Below are 14290 nucleotides of genomic sequence, written 5' to 3' on the forward strand. Positions count from 1 at the left end.
TTGAGCGCTACTCCCTATAGGAGTAGCTTTTTCATTTAATAACTACCTTTTTATGACTTATGTCCTCCTGTCAAACCTGCTCTGTATAACGCCGTACCCCCAGGTGTATATGAAACAGCTCGTAAGATCGTTTTAGATCCGTATTTATTTTTTATCCTGTCCATAACAAATCCAAGCTTTCTTCTCTTCTCATTATCCTTTTCAAACAGACTTAATTGTTGATTCACATCGTCTTCAATATTGGATAAAGTCACTGAAACACTTCGTACCTTTTTGCCTATATAGAATTTCTCAAAAAGCATCAAGCAATATCGATAAATATCCATTTTGATATTTTTAAAGCAGCTTGATTTACCTGATATCCCACTCCACAACCTTAGACACTCTCACGCATCCCTACTGTTAACAAAGTTTCATCCTAAAGTCGTTCAAGAAAGGTTAGGGCATAAGGATATCCAAGTTACACTTAACACCTACTCGCATTTAATGCCAAACATGCAAAAGGACGCTTCCACATTTATCAGTGGCATCTTACAAGGCAAACAAAAAAGAGGAATCACATTAAATTGTGACTCCTCTTTTTTGTGACTCCAGTGTGACACGAGTAAGTGTCCAACACGTTGAAACCCTTGATGATTCCGACTGGGCTCGAACCAGCGACCTCTACCCTGTCAAGGTAGCGCTCTCCCAGCTGAGCTACGGAATCATGATATGTATGTGTTGCTGGGTATGTTGTTGTCTCTCTGACATTTATAATTATATATCCTGATTTCTCATTCGTCAACACTTTTTTTATCTAAAATAAAAAAGGGCGCGTCGCAAAATTGGCGGCGCCCTTTTCGTTTATGATCTCACTTGGGCGGGGGTTATTTTTTTCAATGCCTGTTCGAAGTCCCGTTCTAAATCTTCGGCGTTTTCGACTCCGACGCTCAGGCGCAGAAGGCCGTCTGTGATGCCGCGTTTCTCCCTCTCTGCTTTCGGCATGGCGGCATGCGACATGGCTGCAGGGTATGAGAGAATGGACTCGACGGCGCCGAGGCTGACGGCAAATACCGGAAGCGATACGTTTTCGACCAGCTTTTTGACGGCTTCTTTGCTTTCCAATTCAAAAGACAGGACGGCGCCCGCTCCGCTCGCTTGACGTTTATGGGTATCGGCTCCCGGGTGTCCGGCAAGGCCGGGATAGTAAACGTTTTTGACGGCGGGATGCCTGTTAAAATAGGCAGCCAGCCGCTCAGCCGTCCGGCTCGCTTTTTCCAGTCTGACCTGCAATGTTTTTAAGCCTCTCAATACGAGCCAGCAGTCCTGAACGCCGAGCACCGCTCCAAATGAGTTTTGCAGCTTATACAGCTGATTGCCGAGCTCTTCATCTTTTACGGCGGCAAGGCCTGACAGCACATCACTGTGTCCGCTCAGGAATTTTGTTGCGCTGTGAAGCACAATACCAACGCCGAGATCAAGCGGACGCTGCAGTGCAGGTGTCATGAATGTATTATCCAGAAAGGTCAGACAGCCGTTTTCTTTTGCAAGCTGGACAACCGCTTTAATATCAGTAATTCCAAGTGTCGGATTTGACGGTGTTTCCATATAAATGACCTTTGTGTTCGGCTGGATATTCCGCGCCACTTCGTTGATATCCGTCATATCGACAAAGGTATGTTCGATCCCGAAACGGGACAGAACCTCAGTCACCATGCGGAATGTTCCGCCGTACACATCCTCCGTGACGAGAACATGGTCGCCTTGGGATAAGAGCAGAAATGCCGTCGAAATCGCCGCCATACCGGAGCTGAAAGCAAAACCTCTCGTTCCGCCTTCAAGACCTGCGATCGTTTCTTCAAGCGCTGCTCTTGTCGGTGTGCCTGAGCGGCTGTAGTCATATGTCCCGAATTCTTCAAATGAAGACTGATGGAATGTGGAAGCATGCTGGATCGGCACGCTGACGGCTCCGGTGGCTCCGTCTGTTTTAAATGGATTGTGCACAAGCTGGGTTTCCAGCGTCCAATTGTGATTACTCATATGATACGGCCCCCTCTTTTACTTGCTGTAATGCCTGCTTGACATCCCGCTTCAAATCTTCTGCATGTTCAATGCCCACTGAAAAACGCAGCAGACGGTTGCAGACGCCGTTTGCGATACGGATAGCTTCCGGAATGTCCATGTGCGTCTGCGTCGCGGGATATGTAATAAAGCTTTCCACCCCGCCGAGACTTTCTGCGAAACAGATCGTTTTCAGCGCCTTTAAAAACGGATTGACCCATTCCTCTATTTGCAGCCGGAAAGACAGCATCCCGCCTTTTCCGGGATATAACACGTCGGCGATTTCTTCTTCCTGTTCTAAAAATTCTGCAAGTTCACGGGCGTTTTCTTCATGACGGCGCATTCTGAGTGCGAGTGTTTTCATCCCTCTCATTAAAAGCCACGAATCAAACGGCGAAAGAACGGCACCGATCGCATTTTGGTGATTAAACATGATCTCGCCGAGCTCTTCATCCTTAACGACAGCCAGACCGGCAAGGAGATCATTGTGCCCGGCTAAATATTTTGTGGCGCTGTGAATGACGATGTCCGCTCCCAGTTCAAGCGGGCGCTGGAGCACCGGGGTATAAAACGTATTATCCACAATTAAAAGCAGGCCGGCTTCTTTCGTAATCCGGGCAATTTTTTCAATGTCCGCCTCCTGCATTAACGGGTTTGTCGGCGTTTCAACAAATACCGCTTTCGTGTTTTCCGTTATTTTGGAGCGTAAACAGTCTTCATCGCTGAAATCATCGTAAATAAAGCTTAAGCCGTATTTTCTCCATTCGTTTTCAAACAAACGGTACGTGCCTCCGTATAAATCGGAGGATACAATCAATTCATCCCCGCTTTTAAACAAAGCCATAATGGTTTGAATGGCTGCCATTCCCGAGCTGAAGGCAAATCCTCTCGCACCGTTTTCCAACACGGCGATGGCGTCTTCGACGAGCTGGCGTGTCGGATTTTTCGTGCGCACGTAATCAAAACCTGTAGATTCTCCTATTCCTCTATGGCGGTAAGCGGTGGACAGATAAATCGGCGGACTGACCGTTCCCGTTGCTTCTTCGCTTCTATTTCCGATTTGGGCTAATTTTGTATCAACATGCTGCGTCATCAGTAAGCACCATCCTTTTTCAAAAATAAAAAAGCCCCCTCTTCATAAGAAGAAGGAGCTTTTCTCTTCCTCTTATCTTCCAAGCATGTGAATCGCTTGCTGGATTTAGCACCTTGGCACTTTGCCTTCCCGCGGCAAAGCAAACCGGTTGCTGAGGTTTCAAAGGGCCAGTCCCTCCACCTCTCGTGATAAGAATATTGTTTTGTATTTTCTGATTGTTCTATATTAACGCACAATAAAATGGATTTCAACAACTTTTTATTTATCTGAACTCTCGCAAGAAGCGCATCTGAAGAAAGAAATTTCTAATAATTCATGGTACAATAGGAAAAAACCATCAAGATAAGAAGCGGGCTGGAGGAATGCGAAGTGGCATCAAAAAACGGAATCATTCATGAGAAAAAACTTTTCTCCCATGAGCTTGAAGAGGAAATGACCGTTTTGGTCTACCTGCCCGCCACCTTCTCCCCCCTGTATAAATATCATACGGTCATCGCTCAGGACGGCCATGATTATTTCAGATTAGGGAGAATCGGGCGGCAGGCGGAAGAGCTTATGTCAAAAGGGGAAATTGACCGCTGCATCATTATCGGCGTCCCTTATAAAAATGTGCGGGAGCGAAGAAACACATACCATCCAGAAGGCTCTAAGTTCGCCTCATATAAGCGGTTTATCGCCAATGAGCTCGTTCCTTTTATCGACAAAGAATACCCGACTTATCAAGTCGGATACGGCCGCACCATGATCGGGGATTCCCTCGGCGGAACCGTTTCGCTCATGACGGCGATTGACTATCCGAACATGTTTGGAAACGTCATCATGCAGTCTCCGTATGTTGACGGGCACGTGCTGGATGCCGTCCGGCAGTCGGAGGATCTCAAACAGATTTCCGTTTATCATCAAATCGGAGAAAAAGAAACCGGCGTTCACACGACGGACGGCCAGGTTCTTGATTTCACCGCGCCGAACGAAGAGCTCAAACAGCTGCTGGAAAGCAAACAGTCCGAATACACGTATGAAACCTTCGACGGGGATCATAAATGGACCTACTGGCAGCCGCTCATCACGCCGGCGCTGAAAAAAATGCTGTAACCATTCATTTAAGGAGGGAACTTTCATGAAATACGGTATTGTTTTATTTCCATCAAAAAAATTACAGGATCTCGCAAATTCGTACCGGAAACGCTACGACCCGAGCTATGCGCTCATTCCGCCGCATCTGACGGTAAGAGATCCGTTTGAAGCGACAGAACAGGAAATCGAGCAGGTCGTATCACAGCTGAGACAGACGGCGAAAGAGTCGCATCCGCTCGTTCTGAAAATCACAAAATACAGCTCGTTTTCTCCTGTGAATAATGTGATATATATGAAAGCAGAGTCGACGGAGGAATTAAAATCCCTGAGTGAGAAATGCTACTCAGGAGCATTATCCGGCGAGCCGGAATACAGCTTCGTTCCGCATGTCACGGTCGGCCAGAAGCTGTCGTCAGATGAACATTCCGACGTACTCGGACAGCTGAAAATGCAGGACATTTCCCACGAAGAAGTCATCGACCGTTTTCACCTGCTCTATCAGCTGGATAACGGCTCATGGACTGTGTACGAAACATTTTTATTAGGCGGAGGAGAATAACTGCTTGGAATCCATCATCGCAAAAACTGAAAAACAGCTGAACGACGCTTTTTTCGTCAGAAAAGAGGTCTTTGTTAAAGAACAGCACGTTCCGGAAGAAGAAGAGATTGATCAATTCGAGGACACGTCAGAACATATAGTCATATATGACGGCGGCCAGCCGGTCGGAGCCGGCAGATGGCGCATGAAAGACGGGCATGGAAAATTAGAACGCATCTGCGTGATGAAAAGCCATCGTTCTTTAGGCGTCGGAGCCGTCATTATGCAGGCGCTTGAAAAAGCGGCGGCAGCCAAGGACGCCGACAGCTTTCTCTTACATGCGCAGACGCAGGCGGTTCCGTTTTACGAAAAACAAGGATACCGCGTCACATCCGGCGAAGAATTTCTCGATGCGGGCATCCCCCATCTGGAAATGATAAAGGAACACAAACGATAAAATCAAAAGCACCCCTGTTTATAGCAGGAGTGCTTTTTTTATGAAAATAATACTATTTCATGAATTTTATTGCATTTTATGGAAGGTTAATGTATGTTTAGTATACGAAGTATTACAATTCATACAAAAAATACAATTCATATTTCGGAGGGATAAACATGACGGCACCAAAAGGAAAACACATATTCGGGACTGTTAAAGTGGGTACAAAAGGACAGATTGTCATTCCTAAAGAAGCAAGAGATGTTTTCGATATAAATCCGGGGGACTCACTGCTTATGCTCGGGGATGACCAGCAAGGTATCGCACTTGTAAAACAAGAACTCTTTTTCGAATTTGCAAAAGATATTTTAAACGCTAAGCAAATCGATGAAGATAGCGAGGATGAGTAAATGCACGCGATTGAGCTGAAGCAATTAACGAAACATTATAAAGAAACCGCCGCCGTTGACCGTCTTGAGTTCTCAGTTGAGAAAGGGGAATTTTTCGCTTTACTCGGTGAGAACGGAGCCGGAAAAACGACATTAATCAGTATGCTTTGCGGACTTCTTTCTCCGGATGAGGGTGATGCATCAGTGCTTGGACACAGTATTTTGACTGATTTGGATAAAATAAAACCGAAATTGAATATGTCCCCGCAGGAAACAGCCATCGCTCCTCATCTAACCGTACGGGAAAACTTAGAGTTTATAGCCGGAGTCTACGGAATTCCGAAAAAAGAAGCAAAAAAAAGAACGGATGAGATGCTCGAATTGTTTCAATTAAAAGAGAAAGAAAGAGCAAAAACAAAAACATTATCAGGAGGAATGCAGCGCCGCCTCAGCATCGCAATGGGAATGATCACCAAGCCGGATATTTATTTCTTAGATGAACCGACATTAGGGCTGGACGTCCGTTCACGCCGCGAGTTGTGGAAAAATCTTGAGGCATTAAAGGGAGACATGACGATTATATTAACGACACACTATTTAGAAGAGGCTGAAGCCCTGGCAGATCGTATTTGCATTTTAGAAAATGGGACTTTAAAAGCACTGGGCACGGCGGAGGCTCTGAAAAAGCAAACTCATTCAGCCACATTTGAAGATGCCTTTTTAGCGATTTGTGACGGGGAGGCGGGTCTTTATGCTTGATTTCGCCATTCGCAACCGCAAAGAAATTTTTCGTGACCCCCTGTCTATTATCCTTGGAATCGCACTGCCTGTTATTCTATTGTTTCTGTTTACGGCGATTGAAAAAAATGCGCCGCTTGATACCTTTAAAATTCAGCACTTAGCACCTGGACTCATTGTTTTCGGTTTCGCTTTCCTTACAATGTTCTCTGCATTGCTGATCGCAAAAGACAAACAGACCGCCCTTTTGACCCGTTTGTTTGCTTCCCCTTTAAAAACAGCCGATTATGTCATCGGTTATGCAATGCCGATGCTGCCGTTAGCCATTTTACAAATCGTCATTTGTTTTATCGCAGCAGCGGCTGCCGGTTTATCCGCCGAGTGGATGAATCTTCTCGCAGGTATCGCTGTCTTGCTGCCGATTGCGATGATGTCCGTTTTCTTCGGTTTATGTTTAGGGGCTGTGTTTACGGACAAACAAATTTCAGGTATCGGAACGATTTATATTACACTCGTGCAATTTCTGGGCGGGGCTTGGATGGAGGTGAGCCTGCTCGGTGACACATTCAAACATATCGCTTATGCCTTACCGTTTATTCACTCGATCGAGCTGGCCCAGGAAGTCATATCCGGAGATTATTCTTCCTTTCATCAGCATATTTGGCCGATAGCGGGATATACCGTTTTGGCGCTTGCACTTGCTTTCCTCAGTTTTATGAAAATCAGGAAGAAATAAAAAAAGCCGGCACTCCGTAATGGGAGCGCCGGTCTTCTTTATTACGTTTCTTTCAGAAGGCTTATCGTATGCGGCAGCAGACGGTCATCCCCCGGACTGCCATGGCCCGGGACGACAATGCTGATGTCCTGATATCTTTTCATGACTTTGCGGACGGCGCGCGGCCACTGATCCGGATAAAAGCCCGGAGTAGGCACGATTTCCTTTGTTTCTAAAGCCTTGATTAAGCATCCGCCGAATAAGAGCTTATCCTCAGGCAGCCAGACGGTCATATTGTCTTCCGTATGCCCTTTTCCCGGATAAAACGTTTCAATTTTCATATCGCCAAACTGCAGCTTTGTCACGTTTTTCAAATCTCCGAGCGGCCGGTCATATCCCTGCTGTCGGGCGAAGTCGGCGGTCAGCTTCGCGCTGTGCACCTTTACACCGTATTTGTACAGGGTGTTCAGCCCGCCGATACGATCGTCATGGGCGTGTGTCACAATGGCATCGGTCATCCTTTTGCCGGGAAACCGCTTTTTTATTTGTGTCATTAATTGCTCTGTGAGACTGTCATTCCACGGAGTATCAATCAGTACGATTCCTTTGGAAGTCTCAAGAAGCAATCCGTTCGCAGGGACGGGACTTCCGTCTGCCGTACCGGTGCTTGTATGCATCCAGACATGCGGCGCCAGCTGTGTGAGAGTGACATCTTTTGCTGCGGAGCCCTCCGCCGCGTCTGCCGGTTTCATTCCGGCAGTAAAGAGGCCGAATAGAAATAACCCCGCAATTAATAATGAAAGCTTTCTCAAATTGAATCATTCCTTTCCGCATCTTTCATATATACGACTCAAAAAAAAGCCGGATATATCCGGGCTTTTTCACACGTATTGATTTATCAACCGGCCTTTTCCCATGATTTGCGGCAGACGGGAAAGAGAGCGCTTACGTTTTTCCTCAAGTACTTTCTTTTCTGCGGCTGCGGTGTTTTCCTGGCGGCGTTCCACCTCTCTGTACACCCTGTCATTGGCGAGGGCGGCTGCTTTCGTAATGCCGGCGTAATCAGGCTTATAACCCGCTGCCCGGTTTGCGTATTGAGAATACTGCTGGTTTTGAATCCGTCCTGCATAAATCATATGTACCCCTCCCCTTCGCTTTTCATTTCCCTTAATCTTACTTTTTGAAACGCGGTTCTTTTGTTATGATATTCTTTGTCTATCAAATGGATGAACACCTTTTAATGGGAGGACCCCTTTTTGAAATGCGCCCGAATGAATAACCGAACGATACATTTACATAAATATTCTAGAGAACATTACCAATTCCTTTTTGAAGAAGCTCAGAAAGGAAATATTTTTTGCGCACATTGTGACCAGCCCGTCTTGATGCGGCTTTCGATTTTAGAGCAGCCGGCATTTTATCACCGGCAAAAGGGAGACTTCACCGCCTGTGAAAAAGCATGCGCGGCCGAGGAACCGCAAGCGGAGAAAGAAAAAGAAGAGTATAAGGAAGCCGGCATGTTCCGCCTGCCGAAAGGAAAAGCGATTTCAGAGAATCCGAAACCGATCGTCTCAGAATGGAAAAGCCCGAAAAAAGTGCCTGCGGCCGAACCGTTTTCACCAACATCCGAGGCGGCTGACACATCTTTGTTCCCCGGCATCGGCCTGAACCGTGAACAGATGAAGGCAGTTACTGAAACGGACGGACCTTTGTTAGTGCTTGCCGGAGCGGGAAGCGGAAAAACAAGGGTGCTGACAGCACGCGCCGCCCATATGATTGAACACCTCGGCATTTCACCTGAGCATATGCTGCTTGTGACCTTTACGACAAAAGCCGTCGCCGAAATGAAAGAGCGGATGGCGAATGAGTACGGTCTGGCAGCCGGAAAAGTCTCCCGTCTCGTGACCGGAACATTCCACAGTTTTTTCTATAAAATACTCTATCATTATGATTCTTCAAAATGGAACGGCAGCCAGCTTTTAAAAATGGAGTGGCAAAAAGAGCAATATGTGAAAAAGGCGCTCTATGAAGAAAATTTGGATGAAAAAGAGTTTCCCGTCGACCAGGCGCTTCAGCTTATCGGCTGCTGGAAAAACACATATCTCCCCCATGAGACCATTCCGCTTGCGGACGACTGGGAGAAAAAAGTGTACAGGCTCTACGAACATTACGAACGGCAAAAGCGGGAAAAACGGCAATTTGATTTTGATGACATGGCCCAAGGCTGTTATGAACTGTTTCAAAGCCGGCCTGATATTCTCGCACAGTACCAAAACAGATTTTCTCATATTTTGATTGATGAGTTTCAAGATATCAATCCTGTCCAGTACAACATTATGCAAATGATCGCAAGCCCTGAGAATAACCTGTGCTGCGTGGGTGATGACGACCAATCCATTTATGCATTCCGCGGCAGCAGCCCGTCTTTCATTTTAGATTTTCAAAAGGATTATCCGGCTGCAAAGACCATTTACTTAACGGCAAATTACCGATCGCCGCATCCGATCGTCTCAAGCGCTCATGCCGTCGTAAAGAAAAATAAAAAACGGTATGAAAAAACACTTTCTGCCGTCAAAGACGGCGTTCACAATCCCGTGATATTTTATCCTTACGATGAAGAAGAAGAAGCGACCATGATCGTTTCGGATATGAAAGAGAAGATTCAAAACGGGGCGAGTCCTGACGATTTTGCCGTGCTTTACCGGACAAACAGCGCCGGACGGGCCATTTATGAAAGACTGCACCAATCATCGATTCCTTATCATGCCGACAGGGGTGTGCAGACGTTCTACAGCCGCAGAATCGTACGCCAGATCCTCGCCTACTTATATGCGAGTCAGAATGAAGATGATCCGGATGCGGTGAAAGACCTGCTGCCCGCCTTATTTTTAAAGCAATCCGCCCTGCAAACGTTAAAGGCGCTGTCAATCACGGAAGATTGCACGATGGTTAAGGCACTGACGAAACTGCCTGACCTGAAGCCTTTTCAAATAGGGAAGATCAAGCAGATCGTTCCGTTTTTCGCAAGCATCCGGACAATGAAGCCGGTTGAAGCCATCACCTTTGCAGAAAGCAAAATGGGTTTTTCCGAGTATTTAAAAAAACGGGGCAATGAGGGGAACAAACTGGAAAAAGGCTCTGATGATCTCAGGGATGTCAAAGTGGCCGCCAAAAAATTCAAAACCATTCCCGATTTTCTTGCGCATGTCGATCATATGCGCGCCGCTGAGAATCTGAAAACCGATGAAAACGGCGTCGAACTGCTGACCATTCACCGCTCTAAAGGTCTTGAATTCAATACGGTCTATATTTTAGGCGCGGCTGACGGCTCGATCCCCCATGACTTCGCGCTTGAGACGGCGAGACAGGGCGATCCCGCTCCGCTCGAAGAAGAAAGACGGCTTCTGTATGTCGCAATGACAAGGGCCATGCAGCATTTATATGTATCTTGTCCCGCATACAGGCGGGGAAAAACAGCGCGCAGCTCAAGATTTCTCGAGCCCCTTCTTCGGACGGACAGACGGAGCGCACTCAGGATATAAAGAACCCGGCAGATCGCTGCCGGGTTCTTCTCACATAAAAAGGCCTTTTTAGCAAGGCCGGCTGATGCCTATTTATTGTTCAGCATTTTAGAAATGGTGCCAAAATCAAGTTTCTCTTTACCGCTTGTAATAGATTGAACGATTTTGTCTTCCAATTCTTTCGGAACACGCTTGTTAGCCAGCTGGGACACCTTCTGAATGACGCCTCTCACCGTGTTTTCATCTTTGAAATTGGCATTTTGCAATGATCCTGCAAGGTTCATGACATCCTTCATGCTGACGCCTGTTTTCTTCTCAATATTTTTGAAAAATTGATTATCCATGGTGTGCCTCCTTTTGTGGAGTAATACGATATTGTATGAATAAAGAGCGGAACATGTGCCCGTAAGACAAGGAAAAAATTCCGAGTGCCCCGTCTCTATACTCCTTCATACATCAGGGAAGCACGGGACTGAACGGTCCCGCGCTTATCCAAGGTCTTGCTAAGGTTTAGCCAAAAAAGGATGCACCGACAATGATCAGAAGGATGAACAATACGACAACAAGAACAAATGTTGAGCCGTATCCGCCTCCGACATAGCCGCCTCCGTATCCGCCGCAGCCGCCATAACCGCCGTAGCCGCCGCCGAATCCGCCATATCCGAATCCCATATCTAAGCACCTCCTTTACTCTCTATACTCTATGTGAGCCGACTTGTTTGGCTTGGATAAATGCATAGGGCCGGTGCGGATTTCATTCATTTTAATGAGAATGCTCATTTTTCTTCAGTTTTGCTTCTGTTTCGGCGGCAAACACATCTATCCATTCCTCAAAGCGCGATCCCGCTTCATCAAACTCAGACAGCTGTTTTTCAATAGATAAGATATATTTGTCATGCTCCCGCTGGTTTTGATTGTGCCGGCGGTATTTACCGTTTATGAATGATTCAAATATATTCATAACATCCCCTCCTCCTATGATCTATGCCGAACAGAGGCCGGCGTTCGGCAAAAAACAAAAAAAACCGGAAGCTCCGGTTTTTTAGAGAACGGCTATTTCGGTTTTTTCTTTTGGCCGCAGCCGCAGCCTTTTTTCTTAATTTTTTTTTCGTAAGGCTGATGCACAGTTGACTTGTATGGAGAATGTTGGGAAGGTTTGCTTGATTGATTCATGGTGATCCTTCCTTTCCTTATGTCATATATGCCAGTTTATGCCGAAAGTGACGGTAAGTTGCTGGTGGAACCGCCTTATTCCTGCAGAAGACGAGAAACCGCAGCTTCAATGATCCCGGCCGCGCCGGCTATGGCTAACAGCAAAATCAGCCATTGCGCAGCCTCGGGTACCACAATCTGCGCCGCAATTAAAAAGGCGGCGCACCATACGCCCGTACACCAATAGCAGCTGAGAAGTTCACCGATAAATGCCCTGATGCCTTTTCCTTTTATGACAATGTAGGTTTCTGTCGTGCCGTCTGGTGCGGTTTCTGTTTTTTCATCGTGAAAAAGGCTCCGAAGCGGCGCCATAATGGTGTCAAATACGAAAAGCCTGGCCAGCCGGAAAACGGCAAACGATAACAGAATAAATGAAAGCCAATTGATAACCACCTGTTCACTCCTTTTCAAAACTTGACCTCTTTATACATATGCGAAAACCCTGATCTTCATGAATCGCACCTTGTCCGGTAAAAAAATAGGTGCGATTTAGTTGTTTTTCTTATTCCGCTCGGCGTTTCATTTGCATTATATAAAGTATGAATGAGAAAGGAGTGAAGGTTATGTCGTTTGAAGAAAAAGTCGAAACACTGCAACCGCAAATATTCGAACAATTATCCAACGAATTCGAGCAGAAGATCGAAGTGATTGATTGCGAAAATGTCACAATAGATACAACACTTATAACGGCCGCTCTTTCAATACAAGCTTCAGTTACTGCGGCGATTATCCTTGCGACACAGCTCGCGATCGCAGATGAAGACACAGCCGACCAAATGGCAACCGAACTGCTGATCCTCGATGATTGCCAAATAAAAAAGCGAACCCTCATTCAAGTCATTAACAGCCGCAATGTCAAAATCACACTGACAGCAGACGATATCATGGCCTTTGTACAAACTTTATTTCAATTATTAAATATACTTTTTGCTGAACTAGACATCCTTTAACCTTTCTTTTCAAATATTTAAATAGAGGTGAGAACAAATGGCAGATAACGAAAAATTAAAAAAAGAACTCGAAAGTCTACCAGAAGTGGATCCGCTTTTAAAAGTGCTTGTCAGCAATGTCTTCAAAAAACACGGCGTGACAAAGGATAAAATGCGGGATATCCCTGATGAAGAAAAAGAAATGCTGATCGCATTAGTCAAAGACATGCAGGCGAAATCAGAAGCTTTTCTTGAAAGCCAGAAACAGAAAAAAGAGCAGGAAAAAGCGCAAGAACAGCAGACAAATCCGCAAACCCGCAGAGAACAATTAATCGAACAGCTCCGGCAAAGACGCCAAAATCCCGGTCAATAACTAAAAAATAGTGATTTTTATCAGGATAGATGCCTGAGTCAAAGTAAGGGGCCGGCTCATTTAATATTAGTAAAAGAAAAGGAGGAATAGATATGGAAAGCAGACCATACTCTTGGGTTGCACTTGATCCTGAATGCGAACATCCGCGAGAAGAAAAAGAAGAAAAAGAAGGCAGAAGATGCAGTGTTTGCTGTAACGGAAACGGATTCGGCGAAGATAATGCCTTCATCGACCAGGACCTGGCTCAAGCGAATCTCAACAAACAAGTTTCTGAAGAAGCGATTATTATCAGAGACTCTTGTGATATTAACGTAACGTCAACAGACGTTCAAGCAGTCGCTTCAGTCATGACAGCTCTTAATGCAGCAGTCGTAACAGCCACTCTCACTTCAATCGCTGACGGAGTCATCGCTGAATTGGTCGCACAAGACTTATTGCAGCTAACAGCTAACAAACAAATCAACCGTCAAAAACTGCTCATCGAAAACTCCCGCGGCGTAAACGTGACAACAGTAGATGCCGATATCGCAGTGTTGATCTCAACAGCGACAAATACACTGGTTGCCATCTTAGTCATCACCCTGATCCTCTAAAAAGAAAAAGCAGAGCTAAAAATGCTCTGCTTTTTCTTATTTTCTCCGCATATGATGAATATATAGACGTTCACCCACACCAAGTGAGGCTCGCGTACATATGTTGTTAAAGACAAAAGTCAAATACCCTAAAAGAAGGAGCTGAAATCCATGAGCTGCGGAAAACACCATGGCCGAGATGAAAGTTGTGTATGCGATGCAGTCGAGAAGATTTTAGCAGAACAAGAGGCTGTTGAAGAACAATGCCCGACTGGATGCTATACCAATCTGTTAAGCCCGACGGTTACCGGTAAAGATACCATCCCGTTTCTCTTGTTTGATAAAAAAGGCGGTTTGTTCTCCACATTCGGGAACGTCGGAGGATTTGCGGATGACAGCCAGTGCTTCGAGTCTATTTTCTTCCGGGCAGAAAGAGTTTGTGATTGCTGCGCAACGCTTTCAGTATTGCGCCCCGTAGATGTGCACGGCGACACCCTCAGCGTCTGCCATCCTTGTGACCCGGATTTCTTCGGTTTAGAAAAAACAGATTTTTGCATTGAAGTTGATCTGAGCTGCTTCAGCGCCATTCAATGCCTTTCACCGGAGCTTGTTGACCGGCCTGCGCCGCACAAAGAGAAAAAGCATCACGGATAGTCA

At 46.0% G+C, this 14290-nt stretch carries 20 protein-coding genes, 1 tRNA gene, 1 pseudogene and 1 riboswitch; of the genes and pseudogenes, 12 read left to right on the forward strand and 10 right to left on the reverse strand.

Annotation, left to right across the window (positions count from 1 at the left end; translation table 11 throughout):
* Positions 1-50: 50 nt before the first annotated feature.
* Positions 51-335 (reverse strand): annotated as a pseudogene (locus ACNFN4_RS11070) (DinB/UmuC family translesion DNA polymerase); the annotation flags it as partial.
* Here ACNFN4_RS11070 and ACNFN4_RS11075 point away from each other — a divergent pair.
* Positions 328-588: a tyrosine-type recombinase/integrase gene (locus tag ACNFN4_RS11075; protein WP_224759932.1), complete on the forward strand. Its 261-nt coding sequence runs from the start codon at positions 328-330 to the stop codon at positions 586-588. The pseudogene ACNFN4_RS11070 and the gene ACNFN4_RS11075 overlap by 8 nt on opposite strands.
* Positions 589-633: 45 nt before the next feature.
* On the opposite strand, the gene ACNFN4_RS11080 is transcribed toward ACNFN4_RS11075, so the two are convergent.
* The 3 genes from ACNFN4_RS11080 to ACNFN4_RS11090 all read right to left on the reverse strand — a co-directional run bounded on the left by ACNFN4_RS11080 (position 634) and on the right by ACNFN4_RS11090 (position 3133).
* Positions 634-706: transfer RNA gene (locus tag ACNFN4_RS11080), tRNA-Val, on the reverse strand.
* A 137-nt stretch (positions 707-843) separates the two neighbouring features.
* Positions 844-2019 carry a cystathionine beta-lyase gene (metC, locus tag ACNFN4_RS11085; RefSeq protein ID WP_448200174.1) on the reverse strand — a complete coding sequence of 392 codons (1176 nt, stop codon included), beginning with the start codon at positions 2017-2019 and terminating at the stop codon, positions 844-846.
* Entirely contained in the window at positions 2012-3133 is a 1122-nt protein-coding gene (locus ACNFN4_RS11090) for a methionine biosynthesis PLP-dependent protein (protein WP_448200175.1), read from the reverse strand. The genes metC and ACNFN4_RS11090 overlap by 8 nt, the downstream gene beginning before the upstream one ends.
* Positions 3134-3202: 69 nt before the next feature.
* A riboswitch (SAM riboswitch) is annotated at positions 3203-3328 on the reverse strand.
* A 174-nt stretch (positions 3329-3502) separates the two neighbouring features.
* Between ACNFN4_RS11090 and ACNFN4_RS11095 the strand changes: the two genes are divergently transcribed.
* The 6 genes from ACNFN4_RS11095 to ACNFN4_RS11120 all read left to right on the forward strand — a co-directional run bounded on the left by ACNFN4_RS11095 (position 3503) and on the right by ACNFN4_RS11120 (position 7047).
* A complete protein-coding gene (locus tag ACNFN4_RS11095) occupies positions 3503-4225 on the forward strand; it encodes an esterase family protein (protein ID WP_007409075.1) in 723 nt (240 codons plus the stop codon).
* Between the two features lie 25 nt (positions 4226-4250).
* Positions 4251-4766 (forward strand): YjcG family protein, encoded by a 516-nt coding sequence (locus ACNFN4_RS11100; RefSeq protein WP_159354018.1) that lies wholly within the window; start codon positions 4251-4253, stop codon positions 4764-4766.
* Between the two features lie 4 nt (positions 4767-4770).
* Positions 4771-5202 carry a GNAT family N-acetyltransferase gene (locus tag ACNFN4_RS11105; protein WP_061862078.1) on the forward strand — a complete coding sequence of 144 codons (432 nt, stop codon included), beginning with the start codon at positions 4771-4773 and terminating at the stop codon, positions 5200-5202.
* Positions 5203-5360: 158 nt separating this feature from the next.
* Complete coding sequence (locus ACNFN4_RS11110) at positions 5361-5594, forward strand: AbrB/MazE/SpoVT family DNA-binding domain-containing protein (protein WP_007409078.1); 234 nt, start codon at positions 5361-5363, stop codon at positions 5592-5594.
* A complete protein-coding gene (locus ACNFN4_RS11115) occupies positions 5595-6332 on the forward strand; it encodes an ABC transporter ATP-binding protein (RefSeq protein WP_061862077.1) in 738 nt (245 codons plus the stop codon).
* Complete coding sequence (locus tag ACNFN4_RS11120; RefSeq protein ID WP_022553543.1) at positions 6325-7047, forward strand: ABC transporter permease; 723 nt, start codon at positions 6325-6327, stop codon at positions 7045-7047. The genes ACNFN4_RS11115 and ACNFN4_RS11120 overlap by 8 nt, the downstream gene beginning before the upstream one ends.
* Before the next feature lie 41 nt (positions 7048-7088).
* Here the strand turns inward: ACNFN4_RS11120 and bla are convergent, their stop codons facing one another.
* Both bla and ACNFN4_RS11130 read right to left on the reverse strand, forming a co-directional pair.
* Entirely contained in the window at positions 7089-7838 is a 750-nt protein-coding gene (gene bla, locus ACNFN4_RS11125) for a subclass B1 metallo-beta-lactamase (protein ID WP_448200176.1), read from the reverse strand.
* Between the two features lie 69 nt (positions 7839-7907).
* On the reverse strand, positions 7908-8162 hold the full coding sequence (locus ACNFN4_RS11130; protein WP_014417440.1) for a hypothetical protein: 255 nt from the start codon (positions 8160-8162) through the stop codon (positions 7908-7910).
* Between the two features lie 120 nt (positions 8163-8282).
* Between ACNFN4_RS11130 and ACNFN4_RS11135 the strand changes: the two genes are divergently transcribed.
* Positions 8283-10568 (forward strand): ATP-dependent helicase, encoded by a 2286-nt coding sequence (locus ACNFN4_RS11135; protein WP_448200177.1) that lies wholly within the window; start codon positions 8283-8285, stop codon positions 10566-10568.
* A 68-nt stretch (positions 10569-10636) separates the two neighbouring features.
* Here the strand turns inward: ACNFN4_RS11135 and ACNFN4_RS11140 are convergent, their stop codons facing one another.
* From ACNFN4_RS11140 to ACNFN4_RS11155, 4 genes are all read right to left on the reverse strand, one after another.
* A complete protein-coding gene (locus ACNFN4_RS11140; protein ID WP_003154986.1) occupies positions 10637-10891 on the reverse strand; it encodes a stage VI sporulation protein F in 255 nt (84 codons plus the stop codon).
* A gap of 166 nt (positions 10892-11057) precedes the next feature.
* On the reverse strand, positions 11058-11219 hold the full coding sequence (locus ACNFN4_RS11145; RefSeq protein ID WP_007610678.1) for a YjcZ family sporulation protein: 162 nt from the start codon (positions 11217-11219) through the stop codon (positions 11058-11060).
* Between the two features lie 91 nt (positions 11220-11310).
* Complete coding sequence (locus ACNFN4_RS11150) at positions 11311-11508, reverse strand: hypothetical protein (RefSeq protein ID WP_012117306.1); 198 nt, start codon at positions 11506-11508, stop codon at positions 11311-11313.
* A 287-nt stretch (positions 11509-11795) separates the two neighbouring features.
* Positions 11796-12152, reverse strand: coding sequence for a DUF1360 domain-containing protein (locus tag ACNFN4_RS11155; RefSeq protein ID WP_202331697.1), 357 nt, complete (start codon positions 12150-12152; stop codon positions 11796-11798).
* Positions 12153-12322: 170 nt separating this feature from the next.
* Here ACNFN4_RS11155 and ACNFN4_RS11160 point away from each other — a divergent pair, with 170 nt between their 5' ends.
* The 4 genes from ACNFN4_RS11160 (at position 12323) to ACNFN4_RS11175 (ending at position 14287) form a co-directional block, all read left to right on the forward strand.
* Positions 12323-12709, forward strand: coding sequence for a spore coat protein (locus ACNFN4_RS11160; RefSeq protein WP_022553545.1), 387 nt, complete (start codon positions 12323-12325; stop codon positions 12707-12709).
* 37 nt (positions 12710-12746) lie between these two features.
* Entirely contained in the window at positions 12747-13061 is a 315-nt protein-coding gene (locus ACNFN4_RS11165; RefSeq protein WP_014417435.1) for a hypothetical protein, read from the forward strand.
* A gap of 92 nt (positions 13062-13153) precedes the next feature.
* Positions 13154-13654, forward strand: a complete 501-nt coding sequence (gene cotX, locus ACNFN4_RS11170; RefSeq protein WP_014417434.1) for a spore coat protein CotX — start codon at positions 13154-13156, stop codon at positions 13652-13654.
* 150 nt (positions 13655-13804) lie between these two features.
* Entirely contained in the window at positions 13805-14287 is a 483-nt protein-coding gene (locus ACNFN4_RS11175) for a CotY/CotZ family spore coat protein (protein WP_029973132.1), read from the forward strand.
* Positions 14288-14290: the final 3 nt, after the last annotated feature.

The sequence above is a fragment of the Bacillus sp. N1(2025) genome (assembly GCF_053470005.1).

Bases quoted from the DNA above. Each gene is read 5' to 3' on its own strand.
- metC (WP_448200174.1), bottom strand. From the start codon at position 2,019: ATGAGTAATCACAATTGGACGCTGGAAACCCAGCTTGTGCACAATCCA.
- ACNFN4_RS11090 (WP_448200175.1), bottom strand. From the start codon at position 3,133: ATGACGCAGCATGTTGATACAAAATTAGCCCAAATCGGAAATAGAAGC.
- ACNFN4_RS11100 (WP_159354018.1), top strand. From the start codon at position 4,251: ATGAAATACGGTATTGTTTTATTTCCATCAAAAAAATTACAGGATCTC.
- ACNFN4_RS11110 (WP_007409078.1), top strand. From the start codon at position 5,361: ATGACGGCACCAAAAGGAAAACACATATTCGGGACTGTTAAAGTGGGT.
- ACNFN4_RS11115 (WP_061862077.1), top strand. From the start codon at position 5,595: ATGCACGCGATTGAGCTGAAGCAATTAACGAAACATTATAAAGAAACC.
- ACNFN4_RS11120 (WP_022553543.1), top strand. From the start codon at position 6,325: ATGCTTGATTTCGCCATTCGCAACCGCAAAGAAATTTTTCGTGACCCC.
- ACNFN4_RS11130 (WP_014417440.1), bottom strand. From the start codon at position 8,162: ATGATTTATGCAGGACGGATTCAAAACCAGCAGTATTCTCAATACGCA.
- ACNFN4_RS11140 (WP_003154986.1), bottom strand. From the start codon at position 10,891: ATGGATAATCAATTTTTCAAAAATATTGAGAAGAAAACAGGCGTCAGC.
- ACNFN4_RS11145 (WP_007610678.1), bottom strand. From the start codon at position 11,219: ATGGGATTCGGATATGGCGGATTCGGCGGCGGCTACGGCGGTTATGGC.
- ACNFN4_RS11150 (WP_012117306.1), bottom strand. From the start codon at position 11,508: ATGAATATATTTGAATCATTCATAAACGGTAAATACCGCCGGCACAAT.
- ACNFN4_RS11160 (WP_022553545.1), top strand. From the start codon at position 12,323: ATGTCGTTTGAAGAAAAAGTCGAAACACTGCAACCGCAAATATTCGAA.
- ACNFN4_RS11165 (WP_014417435.1), top strand. From the start codon at position 12,747: ATGGCAGATAACGAAAAATTAAAAAAAGAACTCGAAAGTCTACCAGAA.
- cotX (WP_014417434.1), top strand. From the start codon at position 13,154: ATGGAAAGCAGACCATACTCTTGGGTTGCACTTGATCCTGAATGCGAA.
- ACNFN4_RS11175 (WP_029973132.1), top strand. From the start codon at position 13,805: ATGAGCTGCGGAAAACACCATGGCCGAGATGAAAGTTGTGTATGCGAT.